General features: G+C 38.7%; 17 protein-coding genes. 10 read left to right on the forward strand and 7 right to left on the reverse strand.

Annotated elements, in window-relative coordinates:
* Positions 1 to 32 precede the first annotated feature (32 nt).
* From IEX29_RS01615 to IEX29_RS01645, 7 genes are all read left to right on the forward strand, one after another.
* Entirely contained in the window at positions 33 to 2,093 is a 2,061-nt protein-coding gene (locus tag IEX29_RS01615) for a BglG family transcription antiterminator (protein WP_188732799.1), read from the forward strand.
* Positions 2,094 to 2,174: 81 nt separating this feature from the next.
* Entirely contained in the window at positions 2,175 to 2,666 is a 492-nt protein-coding gene (locus IEX29_RS01620) for a PTS sugar transporter subunit IIA (protein WP_188732800.1), read from the forward strand.
* Positions 2,663 to 2,941, forward strand: coding sequence for a PTS sugar transporter subunit IIB (locus tag IEX29_RS01625; protein ID WP_147210697.1), 279 nt, complete (start codon positions 2,663 to 2,665; stop codon positions 2,939 to 2,941). Before IEX29_RS01620 ends, IEX29_RS01625 begins: the two co-directional genes overlap by 4 nt.
* A 74-nt stretch (positions 2,942 to 3,015) precedes the next feature.
* Positions 3,016 to 4,242, forward strand: coding sequence for a PTS galactitol transporter subunit IIC (locus tag IEX29_RS01630; RefSeq protein WP_188732801.1), 1,227 nt, complete (start codon positions 3,016 to 3,018; stop codon positions 4,240 to 4,242).
* A 206-nt stretch (positions 4,243 to 4,448) separates the two neighbouring features.
* A complete protein-coding gene (locus IEX29_RS01635) occupies positions 4,449 to 5,492 on the forward strand; it encodes a zinc-binding dehydrogenase (RefSeq protein WP_188732802.1) in 1,044 nt (347 codons plus the stop codon).
* A gap of 26 nt (positions 5,493 to 5,518) precedes the next feature.
* Entirely contained in the window at positions 5,519 to 5,671 is a 153-nt protein-coding gene (locus IEX29_RS01640) for a hypothetical protein (protein WP_188732803.1), read from the forward strand.
* 14 nt (positions 5,672 to 5,685) lie between these two features.
* Positions 5,686 to 6,729, forward strand: a complete 1,044-nt coding sequence (locus IEX29_RS01645) for a galactitol-1-phosphate 5-dehydrogenase (protein ID WP_188732804.1) — start codon at positions 5,686 to 5,688, stop codon at positions 6,727 to 6,729.
* 156 nt (positions 6,730 to 6,885) lie between these two features.
* Here IEX29_RS01645 and IEX29_RS01650 read toward each other — a convergent pair whose 3' ends face one another.
* Positions 6,886 to 7,458, reverse strand: coding sequence for a GNAT family N-acetyltransferase (locus tag IEX29_RS01650; protein WP_188732805.1), 573 nt, complete (start codon positions 7,456 to 7,458; stop codon positions 6,886 to 6,888).
* A 385-nt stretch (positions 7,459 to 7,843) separates the two neighbouring features.
* Between IEX29_RS01650 and IEX29_RS01655 the strand changes: the two genes are divergently transcribed.
* From IEX29_RS01655 to IEX29_RS01665, 3 genes are all read left to right on the forward strand, one after another.
* Entirely contained in the window at positions 7,844 to 8,602 is a 759-nt protein-coding gene (locus IEX29_RS01655; RefSeq protein ID WP_188732806.1) for a MurR/RpiR family transcriptional regulator, read from the forward strand.
* A 462-nt stretch (positions 8,603 to 9,064) separates the two neighbouring features.
* Positions 9,065 to 10,267 carry an enolase C-terminal domain-like protein gene (locus IEX29_RS01660; RefSeq protein WP_188732807.1) on the forward strand — a complete coding sequence of 401 codons (1,203 nt, stop codon included), beginning with the start codon at positions 9,065 to 9,067 and terminating at the stop codon, positions 10,265 to 10,267.
* Positions 10,268 to 10,572: 305 nt separating this feature from the next.
* Positions 10,573 to 11,937, forward strand: coding sequence for a PTS transporter subunit EIIC (locus tag IEX29_RS01665; protein ID WP_188732808.1), 1,365 nt, complete (start codon positions 10,573 to 10,575; stop codon positions 11,935 to 11,937).
* Positions 11,938 to 11,969: 32 nt separating this feature from the next.
* Here IEX29_RS01665 and IEX29_RS01670 read toward each other — a convergent pair whose 3' ends face one another.
* The 6 genes from IEX29_RS01670 to IEX29_RS01695 all read right to left on the reverse strand — a co-directional run bounded on the left by IEX29_RS01670 (position 11,970) and on the right by IEX29_RS01695 (position 17,733).
* On the reverse strand, positions 11,970 to 12,794 hold the full coding sequence (locus IEX29_RS01670; RefSeq protein ID WP_188732809.1) for an MBL fold metallo-hydrolase: 825 nt from the start codon (positions 12,792 to 12,794) through the stop codon (positions 11,970 to 11,972).
* Between the two features lie 19 nt (positions 12,795 to 12,813).
* The gene (locus tag IEX29_RS01675; RefSeq protein WP_188733048.1) at positions 12,814 to 13,647 is read right to left on the reverse strand and encodes a DMT family transporter; all 834 of its coding nucleotides are present in this window, start codon (positions 13,645 to 13,647) and stop codon (positions 12,814 to 12,816) included.
* Positions 13,648 to 13,730: 83 nt separating this feature from the next.
* Positions 13,731 to 14,720, reverse strand: a complete 990-nt coding sequence (locus IEX29_RS01680) for a LacI family DNA-binding transcriptional regulator (protein WP_188732810.1) — start codon at positions 14,718 to 14,720, stop codon at positions 13,731 to 13,733.
* 132 nt (positions 14,721 to 14,852) lie between these two features.
* Positions 14,853 to 16,124: a Gfo/Idh/MocA family protein gene (locus IEX29_RS01685; protein ID WP_188732811.1), complete on the reverse strand. Its 1,272-nt coding sequence runs from the start codon at positions 16,122 to 16,124 to the stop codon at positions 14,853 to 14,855.
* Positions 16,125 to 16,144: 20 nt separating this feature from the next.
* Entirely contained in the window at positions 16,145 to 16,762 is a 618-nt protein-coding gene (locus IEX29_RS01690) for a YesL family protein (RefSeq protein WP_188732812.1), read from the reverse strand.
* A 71-nt stretch (positions 16,763 to 16,833) separates the two neighbouring features.
* Complete coding sequence (locus IEX29_RS01695; protein WP_188732813.1) at positions 16,834 to 17,733, reverse strand: carbohydrate ABC transporter permease; 900 nt, start codon at positions 17,731 to 17,733, stop codon at positions 16,834 to 16,836.
* Positions 17,734 to 17,735: the final 2 nt, after the last annotated feature.

Genomic DNA, 17,735 nt, shown 5'->3' on the forward strand with positions numbered 1-17,735 from the left:
TGTTATGATTCTAATCAAAGGAGGCAGGCGTTGTGTTAGGAGAAAGAGAAGAGATTATTTTTAACGCACTAATCAACGATACAAGCATTTCAAGTTCAGAGCTTGCAGATAAATATAATCTTTCTCGCCGACAATTAGGCTATACCTTTAAAAAAATAAATACTTGGTTAAAAGACAGTCATTTGCCAGAAATCGAACGAACCAGGAAAGGTCAATTTATTATTGATCAATCTATTTTAACTGCAACTGTGAAGCGAGGTTCCGCTGGAGATTCAAAGTCCCGGGACGGAATCATGTCTGAACAGAATCGGGTAAAATTTCTGATTATGGCCATATTAGGCGGAAAAGATACTATTTCGTTAAACGGGTTAACCAGACAGCTGGATGTCAGCAAGAACACCATTTTAAATGATATGAAGCATGCTCAGAAGCTGCTGGATTCTTATCAATTAGAAATTCAGCATACAAGAAAAGACGGTTATCAAATTTTAGGAAATGAATTTCAGGCACGCAAAATGATGATAGGACTTGCGAATGAATTAATCCTGCACGATGACAATAAAAGAAAGCTGCAGGAAATACTGATGCTCGAGGATGAATTGCTTGATCAGTTCGAGCGCCGGCTGGAGCGGGTGGAACAAAAGCTTACCATCCAATTCACAGATGAAATTATGATGTCGCTCCCGGCAATATTTGTATTAATTCTGCGGAGAATCCAAAAAGGATATCCGATTCAACCTTTCTTTATCCGTTATGATGAACTATCTAATACAAAGGAATACCAGGCGACAGAGGAAATTTTATACGATAAAAGCCTTCCAACGCCTGAGCGTATCTTTATTACATTGAATCTGTTAACGGGCAGTGTGCACCGGAATTCCTGGGTGACAGAGGATTACATTCCTGACTTAATTCCGGCGATTGATAAAATGGTCCGGCTCTTTGAAAAAAATGCCTGCATTAACTTTCATGACCGTAAGCAGTTGATTGATAAGCTTCTGCAGCATTTAACACCAGCGTACTACCGGATTAGATATCAGCTGACAGATTCTATCCTTTTCGAGGATAACGAGAATGAAGAATTTGAACAAATCCGGCATCTGGTTCATTTGGCAATTAGTCCGCTCGAAGAAGTAATGGAAAGCAGAATTCCTGAAAATGAGATTACTTATATTGTCATGTTGATCAGCGGCTGGATGCACAAACAGGGAGAAAGTATAGCTCAGAAAATAAAAGCACTGGTTGTCTGCCCGCGGGGAATTTCCGTTTCCCGGCTAATGTTTCAGCAGCTGCGTGAGCTATTCCCTGAATTCGTATTTTTGGATTGGCTGTCTGTCAGAGAGTTTTTACATTACGAGCTGGATTACGATATCGTTTTCTCGCCAATTACGTTAGAGACGGAAAAAAAACTGTTTATCTGCAAGCCGGTTCTGCGTACAGAAGATAAGCAGCGCATTCGAAAACAAGTCATGCTGGAAATATACGATTATATTCCAAATGAAATCAATGTGGACGATTTAATTGATAAGATCCAGCAGCATTCCAATATTTCAGATGAAAAGAGTTTGCGTAAGGAGCTCTATGCTTATATTCATCGGGATAAGAATGCGGCTATTACAAAGCAAGCCCCTACTGACGAAGAGAAAGACTTACATGATTTTCTGACTGTGAATCATATTACGCTGAGAGAATCTGTCTCCTCTTTTGATGAAGCTATCCGGCTATGCGGTGCACCATTACTTAAACTTGGATACATTACACCAAATTATATCGATGCAACCATTCAGCATTCGAAAGAAGATTCTTATATTGCTATCGGCGAGCATGTTGCCATTCCTCACGCTACACCAGAGGAAGGTGTCCAAAAAGTTGGTATGAGCCTGTTAAAAATTCGTAACGGTGTCGCTTACGGGGAAGAAAATCATCAGATTCATGTGATGATTATGATTGCTGCAGTCGATAAAAAACAGCATATTCATGCCCTGATGCAGCTGATGAAGGTCGCTTCCTCGTCCAGTCTGTTACCGAAACTGATTCAGGCCAGTTCGAAGGAATATATATACAAGTTGATTCGAGATTATATTATTAATTGATTCATAGAAGGATGTTCAAAAAATCCAATAAACAGAGGACTTTTGAACACGCACTAATAGTTAAGGCAGGAGTGGTATTTCATGAGTGAATTTCGTTTTAATGAGGAAGTTATTTTAATGAATTTAGAGGCTGCTGACTACACAGAAGTACTTCAGCAGATGGGAGAAAATCTAGTAAAACATCATTATGTCAAAGACAGCTTTATTCCGGCAATTATCGAAAGAGAGCAAGAATTTGCAACCGGATTACCAACAGCAGGCGTATCTGTGGCTATCCCGCATACAGATGCTGTTCATGTAAACCAGAAAACCATCAGCATAGCTACATTAAAAAATCCGGTAGACTTTGTCATTATGGGAGAAGTAAGCGAAACCACTCCTGTTCAAATCGTATTTATGCTGGCAATGGATGAGCCTCATTCACAACTGGAGCTTCTGCAGGATTTAATGAAGATTTTTCAAGAAGGTACTTTTCTCGATCAATTACTCCAGACAGATAGTGTACTGGAGTTGAAGAAACAAGTAACTGAAAAACTTAATTTGAGTGACTTTAAAGGAGGTGAGAGGCTATGAAACAAGTACTTGTAGCTTGCGGAGCAGGAATTGCTACATCGACTGTCGTGAATAATGCGATTGAAGAATTAGCAAAAGAAAATGGAATAAAGGTAGATTTAAAACAAATCAGAATTGCAGAAGTAAGTACCTATGAGGATACAGCAGACTTATTAGTTACTACTGCAATGACAAAGAAGGAATATTCTTTCCCGGTTATTAATGCACGTACGTTCCTGACAGGAATTGGTGTAGAGGATACAAAGAAACAGATTTTAGAAGAGTTATTAAAATAATATTTTGCTGCTCTATTCTTTTAAAAACTTCCCCTTAAATAGAGCAGCATCCTAATCCATAGGAGGGACATCTTATGCAAGGATTTGTTGATTTTATACAAGCATTTCTAGGTTTAGGAGCTACCGTCATTTTACCTGTTGTCATCTTTTTACTTGGACTTTTATTTGGCCAAAAGCCTGGAAAAGCTTTTCGCTCCGGTCTGACAATTGGTGTTGCATTTGTAGGTATTTTCCTTGTTATAGACTTATTAACTTTAAATCTCGGCCCGGCAGCACAAGGAATGGTCGACAGACTCGGTGTCAGCTTAAATACAATTGATATTGGCTGGCCGGCAACCTCATCCATTGCCTGGGCATCAACAATTGCTGCCTTTATTATTCCATTAGGTTTAGTTGTAAACGTTATCATGCTGGTGACAAAAACAACGAAAACAATGAACGTCGATATTTGGAACTTTTGGCATTACACCTTTATGGGGGCAATTGTCTATACCGTCTCCGGGAGTATCGTGCAAGGGTTAATTGCAGCAACATTATTCCAGATTATCTGTTTAAAAATAGCAGACTGGACCCAGCCAATGGTTCGTGATTTTTATGAAATGCCTGGAGTTTCTGTGGCAACAGGAAGTACGATCTCTTATGCTCCATTTATTTTTGTTGTCAAAGGACTTCAGAAAATCCCGGGTATCAATAAACTGCATGCAGATCCAGACTCGATTCAAAAGCGTTTTGGTGTGTTTGGAGATTCCATGGTTATCGGTTTAATTCTTGGTGCTGCAATCGGCGCTTTAGCCGGCTATGGTGTCGGCGACATTATTAATATTGGTATCTCTATGGCTGCTGTTATGGTACTGATGCCAAGAATGGTAAAAATCCTGATGGAAGGATTAATGCCAGTATCTGAATCTGCCCGTACATGGCTGAATAAGCACTTCGGTGATCGTGAAATTAACATTGGTCTGGATGCAGCTGTTCTTTTAGGTCATCCATCTGTTATTGCTACTGCACTAATTTTAACACCGGTCACTGTTCTGATTGCTGTTATTTTACCAGGAAATGCTGTGCTTCCTTTTGGAGACCTGGCAACCATTCCATTTGTTATCGCCTTTGTTGTTGGAGCTTCTAAAGGGAATATTATTCACTCTGTTATTGTCGGCTCGATTATGATTGCTGTTTCACTCTATGTAGCAACGGACATCGCCCCATTATTTACAGATATGGCGATGCGTGCAGATATTAATCTTCCCGAAGGCTCCGCACAGGTATCCAGTATTGACCAAGGTGGAAATATCGTGAACTAGGTAATTTGGAGATTCTTTGATCTTTTTAACTAATGAGACGTTTTATTTGAATCAAACGTTACTTTTAATATGTAAATAGCAGAAAATAATGATGTTATGAATAATTACTTATGATTTTCTTTAATGCGTAAGAATAACTCATCATTATTTCTGCTAACCCTTTCCCATTGGAAAAGAACAGAAATTATTGAAAAGGAGAAAAAACGATGAAAGCTCTCGTTAAGACCGAACTGGGACATGGAAATTTATGCCTCCAGGATGTAGAAGAACCTACTGTTTCCAGCCATCAAGTAAAAATCAAAGTTGCTTATGCAGGAATCTGCGGCTCCGATATCCATACCTATGAAGGTCATTATAAAGTCGCAGTCCCAGTTACATTAGGACATGAATTTTCAGGAGAAATCGTAGAAATCGGAGAAGGTGTAACAAATTTTAAAGTCGGTGATCGCGTTACATCAGAAACTACCTTTTATACCTGTGGGGAATGCCACTATTGTCAATCAGGAGACTATAATTTATGTAACCACCGTAAAGGGCTTGGAAGTCAGGTAAATGGCGGTTTTGCCAAATATCTGATTGCACGTGAAGAAAGTCTTCATCATTTGCCTCAGGAGGTAGATGATCGTTCTGCAGCAATGACAGAGCCCTTGGCATGTACTTATCATGCCATTCAAAAAACAGTAATCCGCGAGGGAGATCTGGTTATTGTCCTCGGTCCGGGCCCAATCGGCTTATTTGCTGCCCAGGTGGCAAAAAGCTATGGAGCGACTGTTTTAGTTGCCGGCCTGACAAATGATCAGATCCGTCTCGATAAAGCAAAGGAAATTGGCATGGATTATGTCATCAATCTTCAAGAAGAAAGCTTAAAGGACAAAGTAAATGAGCTGACCGATGGCTACGGTGCAGATGTTCTTTTAGAATGCTCCGGTTCCATTCACGCAGCCAATCAAGGATTAGATTTATTAAGGAAAAAAGGACATTATGCGCAAATCGGTATCTTCCCGGAAGCTCAGGTTTCCTTCGACATGGAAAAAGTCATTCAAAAGGAAATACAGGTAGTTGGAAGCAGAAGTCAAAAGCCCGCTGATTGGGAGCCTTCCATCCAATTAATGAAGGAAGGCAAAGTGAACGCAAGAAGCCTGGTAACGCATGAATACACTATCGATCAATGGGATGAAGCTTACCAGGCAATTAAAAGCGGAGAAGCTATTAAAGTGTTACTGACCCCTTTGGATGATGAAAGCATATGAAATTTATATCGAAATGAGGTTTTAATATGGTTGATATGTTTTTAGATTTTATGCTCGGTCCCATGCGTGGAATAAGTCAATTTTATTTTGAATATCAGCTTATCTTTAACTCGATTATCGTCGGTATCGCCGGCTATTTCTTAGTAAAAAAGAGAAAAAAATCAAACGAGACGCATTAGAAAGGAGTTCTGATGTGAAGGCTCTAAATTTATACGATATAGAGGATTTACGTTATGTAGAAAATACACCCCTTCCTCAACTAACTGGTAATGAGGATGTTCTAATCCAGGTTAAATCTGCCGGAATATGCGGTTCGGACTTATCCCGCTATAAAAAGCTTGGACCCTATGTTTCAGGAACAACCTTTGGTCATGAATTTTCAGGTATTGTAGCTGCTGTCGGCAGTGCGGTAACTCAATTTAAAGAAGGTGATCGTGTATCCGCCTGCCCGACCTTTTCCTGTGGTAACTGTAACTACTGCAGACAGGGTGCTCCAACACGCTGCGAAGAGCTGACGGTTATTGGCGCAAAACACTCCGGCTCTTATGCGGAATACGTTATCCTTCCTGCATCCCATGTATTGCAGCTGCCTGATGAAATTGACTTTGACACTGCTGCCATGCTGGAACCTTCTTCTGTCGTTGTGCATGGTTTTTACCGCACATCGATTCAGCCGGGAGCCACAGTAGCTGTTATGGGTGTCGGCAGTATCGGCCTTCTTTCCATTCAGTGGGCTAAAATTTTTGGAGCAGCAATTGTTTTCGCCATCGATATTGATGAAAACAAGCTGAAAATTGCTAAACAGCTGGGGGCTGATATTCTTATTAACCCGCTCAAAGAAGATACAGAAAAAGTTATTAAAAAGCATACTTCTTTAGGGGTTGACCTGGCAATCGAATCAGCAGGCTCCCCGATTACAAGTGAGCAGGTTCTTGCGCTTCCTAAAAAAGGCGGTGAGGTTTTATACTTAGGCATTCCTTACGGCGATATTACTCTCCAACGCTATTATTTTGAAAAAATCGTCCGGAATGAACTGCGCATTCTCGGCTCTTGGAACGCATTATCCGCACCTTTTCCAGGAAAAGAGTGGGAGACCGGGCTTCATTTTATGAAGACAGGACAGCTTGATGTGAAGCCGATGATTTCTCATCATCTTTCGTTAGAAAAAGGGCCTGAGATTTTTCACCAGCTTACGCATAAAGAAATTGATGCTGTGAAAGTGCTATTTCATCCTTAAGTTATGGAAGTAAAAAAGAAGCCGGGAACCACTTCCGACTTCTTTTTTAAGCTACGATAGAACTACACGCGAATCATTATTCTCTTTTACTTGACATCTCGTCTAGCTTATCGTCAATCTAAGCTGGAGATCGTATTGAAAAGTATCTATTGAATATTAATTGTTCTCCTTGATAAAAATACGCCCTAGCGGAAGCCCCAAAATACGATTATACAGTCTCTGATAAAAGGAAATATCATAAGCATCTGTTTTATCCAAATTATCCATCATTCTTAATGGAACAAAAAATGAATTCACCTTCATATTTGAATTCATATGCAGTCCATTCCGTTCATAGAAGCTGATCCGGCGAAGTCTTGTAGTATAATCCTTCTTCCCCTTCGCAGCTTCCGGGTCCTCTACTTCCAGTAACATGCCATTGGGAGACAAATCATTCAGCTGACTGATTAATTCCCCTCCGAGTCCATTCGATCTATATTTAGGAAGAATAGCCAGATACGAAATAAAAATCCCCTTGAATGCTGACAATTCCTGATAAATGGCATAACCATATTTCTCTTGTCCATCCGTCAGATAAACAGCTTCCATCCTCTCCTTTTTGAAATTGCGCTTCAGCACAAATTGAGGAAATAACTCCTGCCGTTCAAAGTCCTGTTTTAAATAATTATAGAGAACCTTTACGTTTATATTGGTCGGATTCATCTTTTTTAAATAGTATTTCTTCTGCATGGAAAAACTCCTTCCAGCCACACTGCATCAAATATTTATTGAGTAATAGCGTATTAACTTATATACGAATCTATTTTATTTTTCAAAAGGCTGATAGAAATAATGTCTCTATCCCCAAATCCTTTCACAATCTAAAAGCTTTAAAAATCATATACTTGTATACATAAACAGTCTATCATAAGTTACTTCAAACTGAAAAAATCTAATTATTTCTATATAAATACAAGTAGAACAAGCTGTATTTAATAGGAAAGTAAATGCTCTCAACTGTTCGTTCTTTTTAATCGCTATTGTCTATGCTATACTAATCATGTTTAATTAACAATTATTGAAAAAATACTTTTTACACACAGTATTTTTTCATTATGTGGGGCGAAAATAAGTCATGAAATTAGTTGAACTTGTAAATAAAAATTACGATCAGTTAAAACCAAACGATCTGCACATATGGAATTATATATCCAATCATAAAAAAGAATGTTGTGACTTGACTATTGATGAGTTAGCGGCTAAATGCAACGTTTCAAGGACCACTGTTCTAAGGTTTGCACAAAGGATATCTTTAAAAGGCTACAGTGAATTGAAAATTTACCTGAAATGGGAATTGAAAGAAAACCCAATCAAACAGGATATTATAGATAATTTTTGTAATTCTTTGATCCAGGACATTAAGGAATACAAAAAACATGATTTTACTTCTGTATGCAAACTCATTTACCAAAGTAAGAAAGTATTCCTATACGGAACAGGAGCAGTCCAAAGATCTGTAGCTCAAGAAATGAGAAGAATCTTTCTTACTGGGAACGAACACTTTTATGTTATTGAAGGGGTAGATGAAATTGCCCCGTTTATTAATACATTAACACCTGAAGACCTGGTTTTTATCATTTCCTTAAAGGGAGAATCTGATAATGCCAAAGCATTCAGCAGACAACTCGTCCTGCAAGGAATTCCTTTCGTTACAATCACCAGTCTGGAAGAGAATGAACTGTCCCGTCTCAGTACAGAAAGTATTTATATTCATATCCCTGAAGTGCAGCATAAACCAGAAATAAATTATCAAATTTTAGATGTCTATTTCATACTTGTGGATATTCTATTTCTAAATTATATCCTTTACAAAGAATCGATTAAAAAGGACTGATTAAGCTAAGTTCATTCTTTTCAAAGGATCAGCCGTTGTTAACTATATTAGTGCCTTCTCCGTCTTATTTTAAGCTTAGGGTCATTGATTTGACTGCCTGTAAAGACGGAAAAGGCTTTTTTTGTCTCTTCTTTTGAGCACATGAGAAAGTTAAAAACTTTTAGTATAAAATTCATTTTGCTGAATACCTGCTCCAGTTATTCAGCATCAAATTCAGAGGCCCTCAGTTCCGTACAGTAAGTCCATTCTCTCTCCTGCTTAAAAACATTGATTCTTCCAAGCATTATCTGTTGATTCAGCTTGTGTGAAAAATCTCATAAATTGTGAAAAATGTCTATCTGCGTTAATCCTTCCTAAATCCTTCATACATATTCACTTTTAAACTGAAAGATTTATAATTTAGTCTGTCAGCAAAACTTAGGCAAGATTTATTCAGCTTGCAAATAAAAGGAGAGAAAATCGTTGTCACTTACTATAACTAATATAAAAACGATAACAACTGCTCCAGAAGGAATTAATCAGGTTATTGTAAAAGTTGAAACGTCAGAGCCAGAGCTTTATGGTTTAGGTTGCGCAACTTTTACACAGAGGCATCAAGTAGTTGTTACAGCAATTGAAAAATATTTAAAACCCTTTTTAATCGGTAAAGACCCACAAAGAATTGAGGATGTTTGGCAAACATCGATGGTCAGCAGCTATTGGAGAAATGGTCCTGTATTAAATAATGCCATCTCAGGTGTTGATATGGCATTGTGGGATATCAAAGGAAAACTGGCAGATATGCCTTTATATCAATTACTCGGAGGAAAATGCAGAGATGCGGTGCCGGCATATATTCATGCAGATGCTAAATCCATCGATCACGCGTTAGATTTAGTTGAGGAAAGAAAAGAAGCAGGATGGAACAACATCCGGGTTCAAATTGGCGGATATGGCGGCGAAAATCCAATAATGCATAAACCTGTTTCTTCTACCCCAGGAGTTTACTATGATCCTAAAAGCTACATGAAAACCATGTTAACAGCTTTTGAAAAATTACGAGTGAAGTTTGGCGATGAACTTGATTTTAGTCATGATGTTCACGAACGCCTCACCCCAAATCAAGCCATGCAATTCGCAAAAGAAATGGAATCATTTCATTTATTTTTCTTAGAAGATGTACTTCCTCCAGAACAGGTAAATTGGTTTGATCATATTCGTTCACACACCGTAACACCATTGGCACAGGGAGAACTATTTAATAATCCAAATGAATGGATAGACATTGTTTCCAAAAGATATATTGATTATTTAAGACTGCACATCAGCCAGGCTGGAGGGATTACGCCTGTTCTAAAAATTATTGCTTTTTGTGATACATTCGGAGTCAGAACTGCTTGGCACGGACCTGGAGACTTATCTCCAATAGGACATGCTGTTAACGCTCATCTGGGTATTTCATCTCCTAATTTAGGAATTCAGGAATGGAGCTGCAGTATCAAAGAAAATACGTATGAAGTATTCCCTGGGACTCCAATTGTTAAGAACGGGTATATCTATCTCAATGATAAGCCTGGAATCGGTGTCGAAATTGATGAAGAGGCAGCAGCAAAATATCCTTGTCACAATGATTTACCGCAATGGACACTCGCCAGATTACCAGATGGCAGCGCTGCTCGCCCATAATATAAGTTGAATCATGTATTTTTAAACCATGGAAAAAGAAATAATTTGTGATTAATTAAAATGAACAGGTATAGATGGCTGCCGTTATTATTTAATCTTGGAAAATTATATAACGGCAAGTCTATCCACCTATGTAAAACTTTATTTCACCATAGTTTAAGCCGTTATTTTTCATTCACGAAACACGAATGTCAAATTCCGCACTGAGAGCAATGATTTTCGCCAAGTCTACAGATAAGAATCGTTACGGATTCAGGCTCTCTTGACCGTAATGAAAATTTTATAGTTAACAGGAGGTTAAACAAATGAATGATAAAGCGGTTGCAAAACAGATAATAGAAAACATTGGCGGAAAAGAAAACATTAGAGCAGTAAATCACTGTTCTACCCGGCTTCGCCTTACATTAGAAGATAATTCAAAAATAAATGAAGATGCTATAGAAAATATCGACGGAGTAAAAGGCCAATTTTTCAGCGGGCAACAGTATCAAATAATCTTAGGTACTGGTTTTGTAAACCGGATTTATAATATTGTAACTGGAGATACGATAAATGATTCCGATAACAATTCAGGAGATGATTTATATGCAAATATGTCACTCCCAAAAAAACTTTCGAGAATCCTTGGTGATGTATTTATACCGGTAATTCCCGTTTTAGTTGCCACAGGTTTATTCAGTGGACTTATTAATCTTTTAAAAGCTTTTGAAGTGCCAATGGATGAAAACATGCTGGCCATTGCAACTATATTGATGAAAACAGCTTTTAATTTTCTTCCAGTTTTAATTGCCTGGTCTGCAATTAAAAATTTTGGCGGCTCCCCTGTCATTGGGATTGTACTTGGATTAATGCTTGTTGCTCCTCAGCTTCCAAATCCAAATGATGTCATTAATGGAGATGCAGCTCCGATTGTTTTTGAAATTTTTGGATTTGATTTAAACATTGTCGGCTATCAGGGCTCTGTCCTGCCAGCACTTGTCATCGCTATCATCGCCGCAAAAGTAGAAAAGTTTTTAAGGGCAAAAGTATCAGATGTATTAGACTTAATTGTTACTCCATTTGTCACGTTGCTTATTTCCGGATTACTCGGATTATTTGTTGTAGGGCCTTTACTTCACTTTGTAGAATCTGGTGTCCTTAATGCAGCCAAAATATTTCTTGAGTTGCCTTTCGGAATTGGCGGCCTTATCATAGGCGGTACTCAACAAGCAATCGTGGTAACAGGTGTCCATCATATCTTCTTGGCATTAGAAACAAATCTGTTAGCTACTACAGGCTTTAACCCATTCAACGCCATGATAACTGGAGGGATAATGGCCCAGGCAGCAGCTGCTTTAACAGTAGGTATCAAAACTAAAAATAAAAAGAAACGTGGTTTATACATGTCTTCTTCGCTTCCAGCGTTCCTGGGAATCACGGAGCCAGCAATCTTTGGCGTAAATCTTAAATTTGGAACACCCTTCCTGTTTGCTCTTTGCGGAGGTGCTGCTTCTGGACTCGTTGCCGGCATGCTTCATGCAGCAGGAACAGGCATGGGGGTTGCAGCTTTACCGGGTATTGTGACTTATATGTATAGCAGTTCAGCAATTGTCGACTATTTTATTATTCACCTCGTTGCAATTGCAGTCAGTTCCGGTCTGACCTATTTCTTTTTTAAGGCTGAAGAATAACAAGTATCCGCCGGCAGAACCGGCGGATTTAATTATATGTACTTAATCAACCCATCATAAGCAACCTCAATCCCATAAGGATCAAATATCTCTATTAAATCCGTATACAGTAAACCGCAGTTATGAGAAAAATGCGTTGCGATAATCTGTGTCTTTGCATTGTCTTTATTCCATGCATGAAACTTCTTCTGCACCTCTATAACAGTTTCCACACTCATATGATTACGGCTTTTAGCATTGCCGTTCTGACCAACTGTACAATCTAATATCGCCATATCAATTCTCTTACCCTTCAGCCAATCCCATGTTTTTTCAGGAAACCAGCCGGAATCATTTCCATAGAGTAAATGCTTACCATCTTTTTCTATAAAAAATAATAAGCAGGTTTCCCGCGGATCATGGTCTGCCAAAAGCGGAGTAACTTTTGCCTGTCCAATCCAAAAAGCTTCAAAAGGAATTAATCTTTTCATAATAAATTGCTTTTGAATACTGTTTTCCTCTGACAAGCCAACTTTACATTGATGCAGGGCTAAGTCATTCCCGTAAATATTTAGAGGTTCTTCTACACCATGAGCAAAGCCTTCAATGCGAGATAGCAGGTCCCCTGCACAAAGATGATCATAATGTGTATGCGTCAGCAAAAGATGGTTCACTTTAGACATGTCAATCTCATCCCTAAGTGCCTGATAATAAGCATCCGGCGGATAATCCACTCTCCATGCATCATCAATAATCACCGAGCTCCGGGTACGGATATTTCTTCCCTTTGCTTTCCTGGAATCCTGACAAGCCTGACATCGGCAAAATACATTTGGAAAACCTTCTGCGGCCGCCGTTCCTAAAAAATGCACCTTCATCCTTTATACCTCCTCAAAGTTAAGATACAGCTACCATAATGACACCAATAACCATAACAAGAGCAGCAATAATCCGTTGTCTTCCAAAGCTCTCCTTCAAAAAGACAACTCCTAAGATTGCTCCGATTAAAATACTCAGTTCTCTTACAGGTGCTACATAACTTACAGGAGCATGAACCATTGCAATCAAGACGAGGATATACGCCAGCGGATTAAATAGACCAATCCCGATTGTTTCCAATTTTCGGCTGCTCCAATCCAGACGGACATCCTGCCAATGCTTCTTTGCAAACGGAAATAACATAAGGCTTACTCCCAGATTGGTTCCATAGTTAAGCAAAATCGGGTGAATTATCGAAACACTGACAATATACTTATCTAAGAGTGAATAGCTGGCAATCATACAACCTATTAATAGGCCGTAAAGAACGGAAGGAAGCACCGTTCTTTCTCTTAAAATCCGAAAACCGCCCGTAAAAATAAATACACTGCAGATAATCAGAAAAATCCCTGATTTACCTAATGCACTCAACTCTTCCTTCAGTAAGAGAAATGCTGCGAAGGCAATCAGCATTGGCCCGATCCCCCTAGCGATAGGATAAATAAGCGAGAAATCACCAATCCGGTATCCTTTTTGCAGCGTTACAGCATATAGCAAATGCAGTAAAGCACTTGCTACTATTAATCCGACCTCTACCCATCCAATGCTTACATCCGTCCACAAAATAACCCCTAAAACAATCGGACTATAAATTACTGTACTTGTGAATGTATATAGCCATACAAACGAAGTACCTCCTAATGACTTTTTAGCGAGAAAATTCCATATTGCATGCAGGATTGCTGCAGTCATAACAAGAGATAACGCCCATATTGACAAACTTTCACTTCCCTTATATCTGACTTATTCTTAAACTTTCCATTGTAGAGACTTTCTTATCTCACACTATCCCTCAAAATTAACTCTGTAGCCAATAATATTTTTTTTGCGATAGTTCTTCCATCTAAGCGCTCTAACAATGTATCTACTGCTGCTTCTCCCATTTCTTCTGTGAATACCTTCACTGTAGATAGCGAAGGGTAAACATACTTTGAAATAGACATATCGTTGATTCCAATAATGCTTACTCTTTCCGGTACTGAAATATTTGCTTCATGTAAAGCCCTTAAACTTCCAATCGCCATAACATCACTGCTGATAAAGAAGGCTGACGGCAGCCGTTCCCCCAGCTCCTCAATAGCTTTTTTCATAAGCTTATAACCATTGTCAACAGAGAAAATATCCACATACACATAATCCGACCGAAACAAGCCTAACTCTTTCATATAAGAGCAGAATGTCCGCTCTCTCAAATCAGGAATAACCTCTTTTTCTCCTTTAGCAATTTCTCTGCCGCCAATAAAGCCGATTTCCTGATGACCTGTTTCCAGAAAGTAATCGATAACTTTATAGGTTGCCCTCTCAAAATCAACAATCACCGCATCGAAATGATCCTGATCCGGACTGTAATCAACAAAGACAACATGCTGATTAACCTTAGCAAGCTCCTTCACTTGAGAATAACTAAATTTCCCAACAGCAATTATTCCATCAACATCTTTAGAAGATATTTCATTGATATTATCAAAGAAATACACATCCGCATTCATATTTAATTCTTTACAGCGCTGTTCAATTCCCAGACGGATTGATAAATAATATAAATCGTTTAGTTCTTCCTGTTCGGTATACCAATGCACAATTGCTATCTTATGACCGCCAAATTTATGAGCTGATTTCTTCTGGTAAGAGAGCTCTTCCGCCGCTTCAAATATCCGTTTTTTTGTCTGATCTGTCACGGATAAGGATGCGTCATAATTTAATACACGTGAAACTGTTGCGGCTGAAACACCAGCCAATTTCGCAATATCTTTAATCGTTGCCATGTAAACACCTTCTTTATCCCCTCTGTCATTCGTATTAATCGTACCACTTTTATATCTAAAAATCATGATAATTATGGGTTTTCGAAAGGGTTAACGGCAATCTCTTAATGTAGAACCAATATTTTTTATGATTTACTTTATTGCTCCAGTCGCATACGCAGAATAAAAATCATCAATATGAATAGACTGTCCGCGATTAAGTCTTGATTCCTCAGCAGCAAATGCCATGAGATGACTTCTTAATGAAGTAGCAGCAGAAGAGATGCTTTCCTGTTCTCCATAATGATCAATATCATGCAGGAACGTACGGACAATATTATTATCTCCGCCGCCATGACCGCCAACTGGCCTGCTAAAATTAATAATAGATTCCTGTTTGCTTGAAAAATCGTAAACAGAAATACTGTTTTCAGCCATATTACCCCGAATCTCACCTTTTGTACCCATAATCTGCACCATACGTGTCTGCTCTCTAGTGAATCCTGACATACTGAAGGTTGCTGTAGCTCCGTCTTCAAATTCCATATTCACAACCTGATGATCTACCACATTATTATCCGATTGATAAACACACTTTCCATAATCTGTTTCATTCAGCGCTTTAATAATCCCTTCGTTGGTATGATCCTCTGTGAACTTTTTGGCCCAGCCTCTTCCCTCGCCTAAATAATAGCGTCCTGCATGAAAAGGGCATTCCAATTCAACTGGACATCCTTCTAAACAGCGCTTAGGAGCTCCCTCTGGTTTATTTTCTTTACGAAAATGCATTAACGAGCCATAAGAGCTGATTCTTTCACATTTTTTCCCCATAACAAAATTAATAATATCCATATCATGACAGGATTTCTGTAATATCATCGGGCTCGACTTCTCTTTATTACTCCAATTCCCCCGGACAAAGCTATGCGACATATGCATAATTTCCACATTTTCATTCAATTGGATAGAGGCAACCTGCCCTATATCCCCCCGCGCAATAACCTGCTTAATAGTTGACCAGAATTCTGTATAACGCAGTACATGGCAGATGGTCAGCTGGCGATTATACTTAGCTGCTGTCGCCTCCATCTCGATACATTCCTTTGGATCAGGCGACATCGGTTTTTCCAAAAGAACGTGGTATCCTGTTTCCAATGCTTTTATAGTCGGCTCATAATGATAACGGTCTAAGGTACAAATTATTGCAATATCTGCTTTTTTATCCCCCTTCAAAAGGTCTTCCCAAGAGGTGTAGCACGCATTTTCCTCCAGCTCGTACTCTATCTTCACCCGATTTCTCCGTTCATCATTCGGATCTGCTACTGCCACAATTTGAAGTTCATTAGGATAATTTAAAGCATAAGGAGCATACGCTCTGGCTCCACGATCTCCCGCACCAATTAATACAGCTTTTTTAGGTTGCATATTTATTCCTCCTCGAAAATTTATTCTTCTCTGCGCTCAAATCTTGCAAATGTTATTTGTCCTCCCCACGTTAAGATAAAGGCGGCCACACTTCCTCCCATTAAAAATAGCAATCCAGGCATACTGATAAAAACAAGATAATAGATTCCTGCAACAGCTGTAAACAAAACGATCGTCAGGACAGGATGTAAAAATCCAATCATAAACGGCCATAAAAGATACTGTATATTTGATAGCTTAAAATGTGAGAAGACAGGAAAGAAATACAGGAGAATCACAATAAACAAGACAGCTAAAGCAAGGATAGCAAAACTTGCCACATAATACACTGCTTCTTCCTGTGAACGCAATATTTGATACTGGATAAACAAAGCATAACCGATGAAAAAGAGTATACCTCCAAGTATATTACTTCTTAGAAATTCCTGCTTATATGTTTTCCAAAACAAAGGAAATATCGGTCTATCAGCATCGCCTTGAACCCATTTCCTGACAACAGCAAACATGGCAGCTGTTGCAGGCATTACTCCCAGCACACCCAGACCAAGGATTGTAAAACCAATCCATAGAAAGTGAACATATAGAAATCTTGTAATCCACAGGCAAAAATTATAATACCCAGCAATAAATCCTGTCATTTTCTCCCCTCCTGTTGTAAAAATCTTAAATTTCATATATGGAATATGTTTAAAGCTGAAAACGTAGTTTCTTATTCTTTTACAGATCCAATCAATACACCTTTGACAAAGAACCGCTGAACAAATGGATACACGATTAGCAACGGTAAAGAAGATACAATAATAACTGCATATTTAATGAGAGAGGCTGTCTCAATTTGTTCCGCAAATGAGTTCACTGATCCCCCTTCACTACCTGCCCCGCCAGACATCATTCCTTCATTTAGAATTAATATTTCTCTTAAAATCAGCTGCAAAGGATATTTTGTTTCATCTGATAAATAGATTAATGCGTTAAAGTACTGATTCCATAAACCAACTGCATGGAATAATGCCATAACAGCAATAATTGGCAGAGACAGCGGCAAAACAATTTTAAAGAAAATCTGAAAATCCGTCGCCCCGTCAATTTTCGATGCTTCCACGAGCTGATCCGGTATACTCTGCTGAAAAAAAGCACGGGCAACGAGAATGGACCAGGCACCAACAACATTGGGAACGACGATTGCCCATATCGTATCAATCATGCCTAATGATTGGATGACTAAATAAGTAGGTATCAACCCGCCGTTAAATAACATAGTGAACAAAATAAACCACATAATAAACTGCTTCCCTACAATTTCCTTCCTGGATAAAGCATAGGCACAAGGCAGTAATATTACTAAATGAAGAATGGTTCCGACGACTGTGTAGATAATCGTATTTCGATAACCTGACCAGATCGCTTCATTTTGAAAAACCGTTTTAAATCCACTGAATGAAATATCTACCGGCCATAGCCACATTTTCCCTGTATTAACAGCAGATGGACTGCTAATGGAAGCACTTAATACAAAGATTAGCGGGTATACAATCAGCAATACAATAATTGTAACGAATATCGTATTGAGAACATCAAAGCCCTTATCGGACAACTGAAACTTTCGCATAT

Source organism: Oceanobacillus neutriphilus, from assembly GCF_014645515.1.
In the GTDB taxonomy this organism is placed as follows: Bacteria; Bacillota; Bacilli; order Bacillales; family Amphibacillaceae; genus Oceanobacillus; species Oceanobacillus neutriphilus.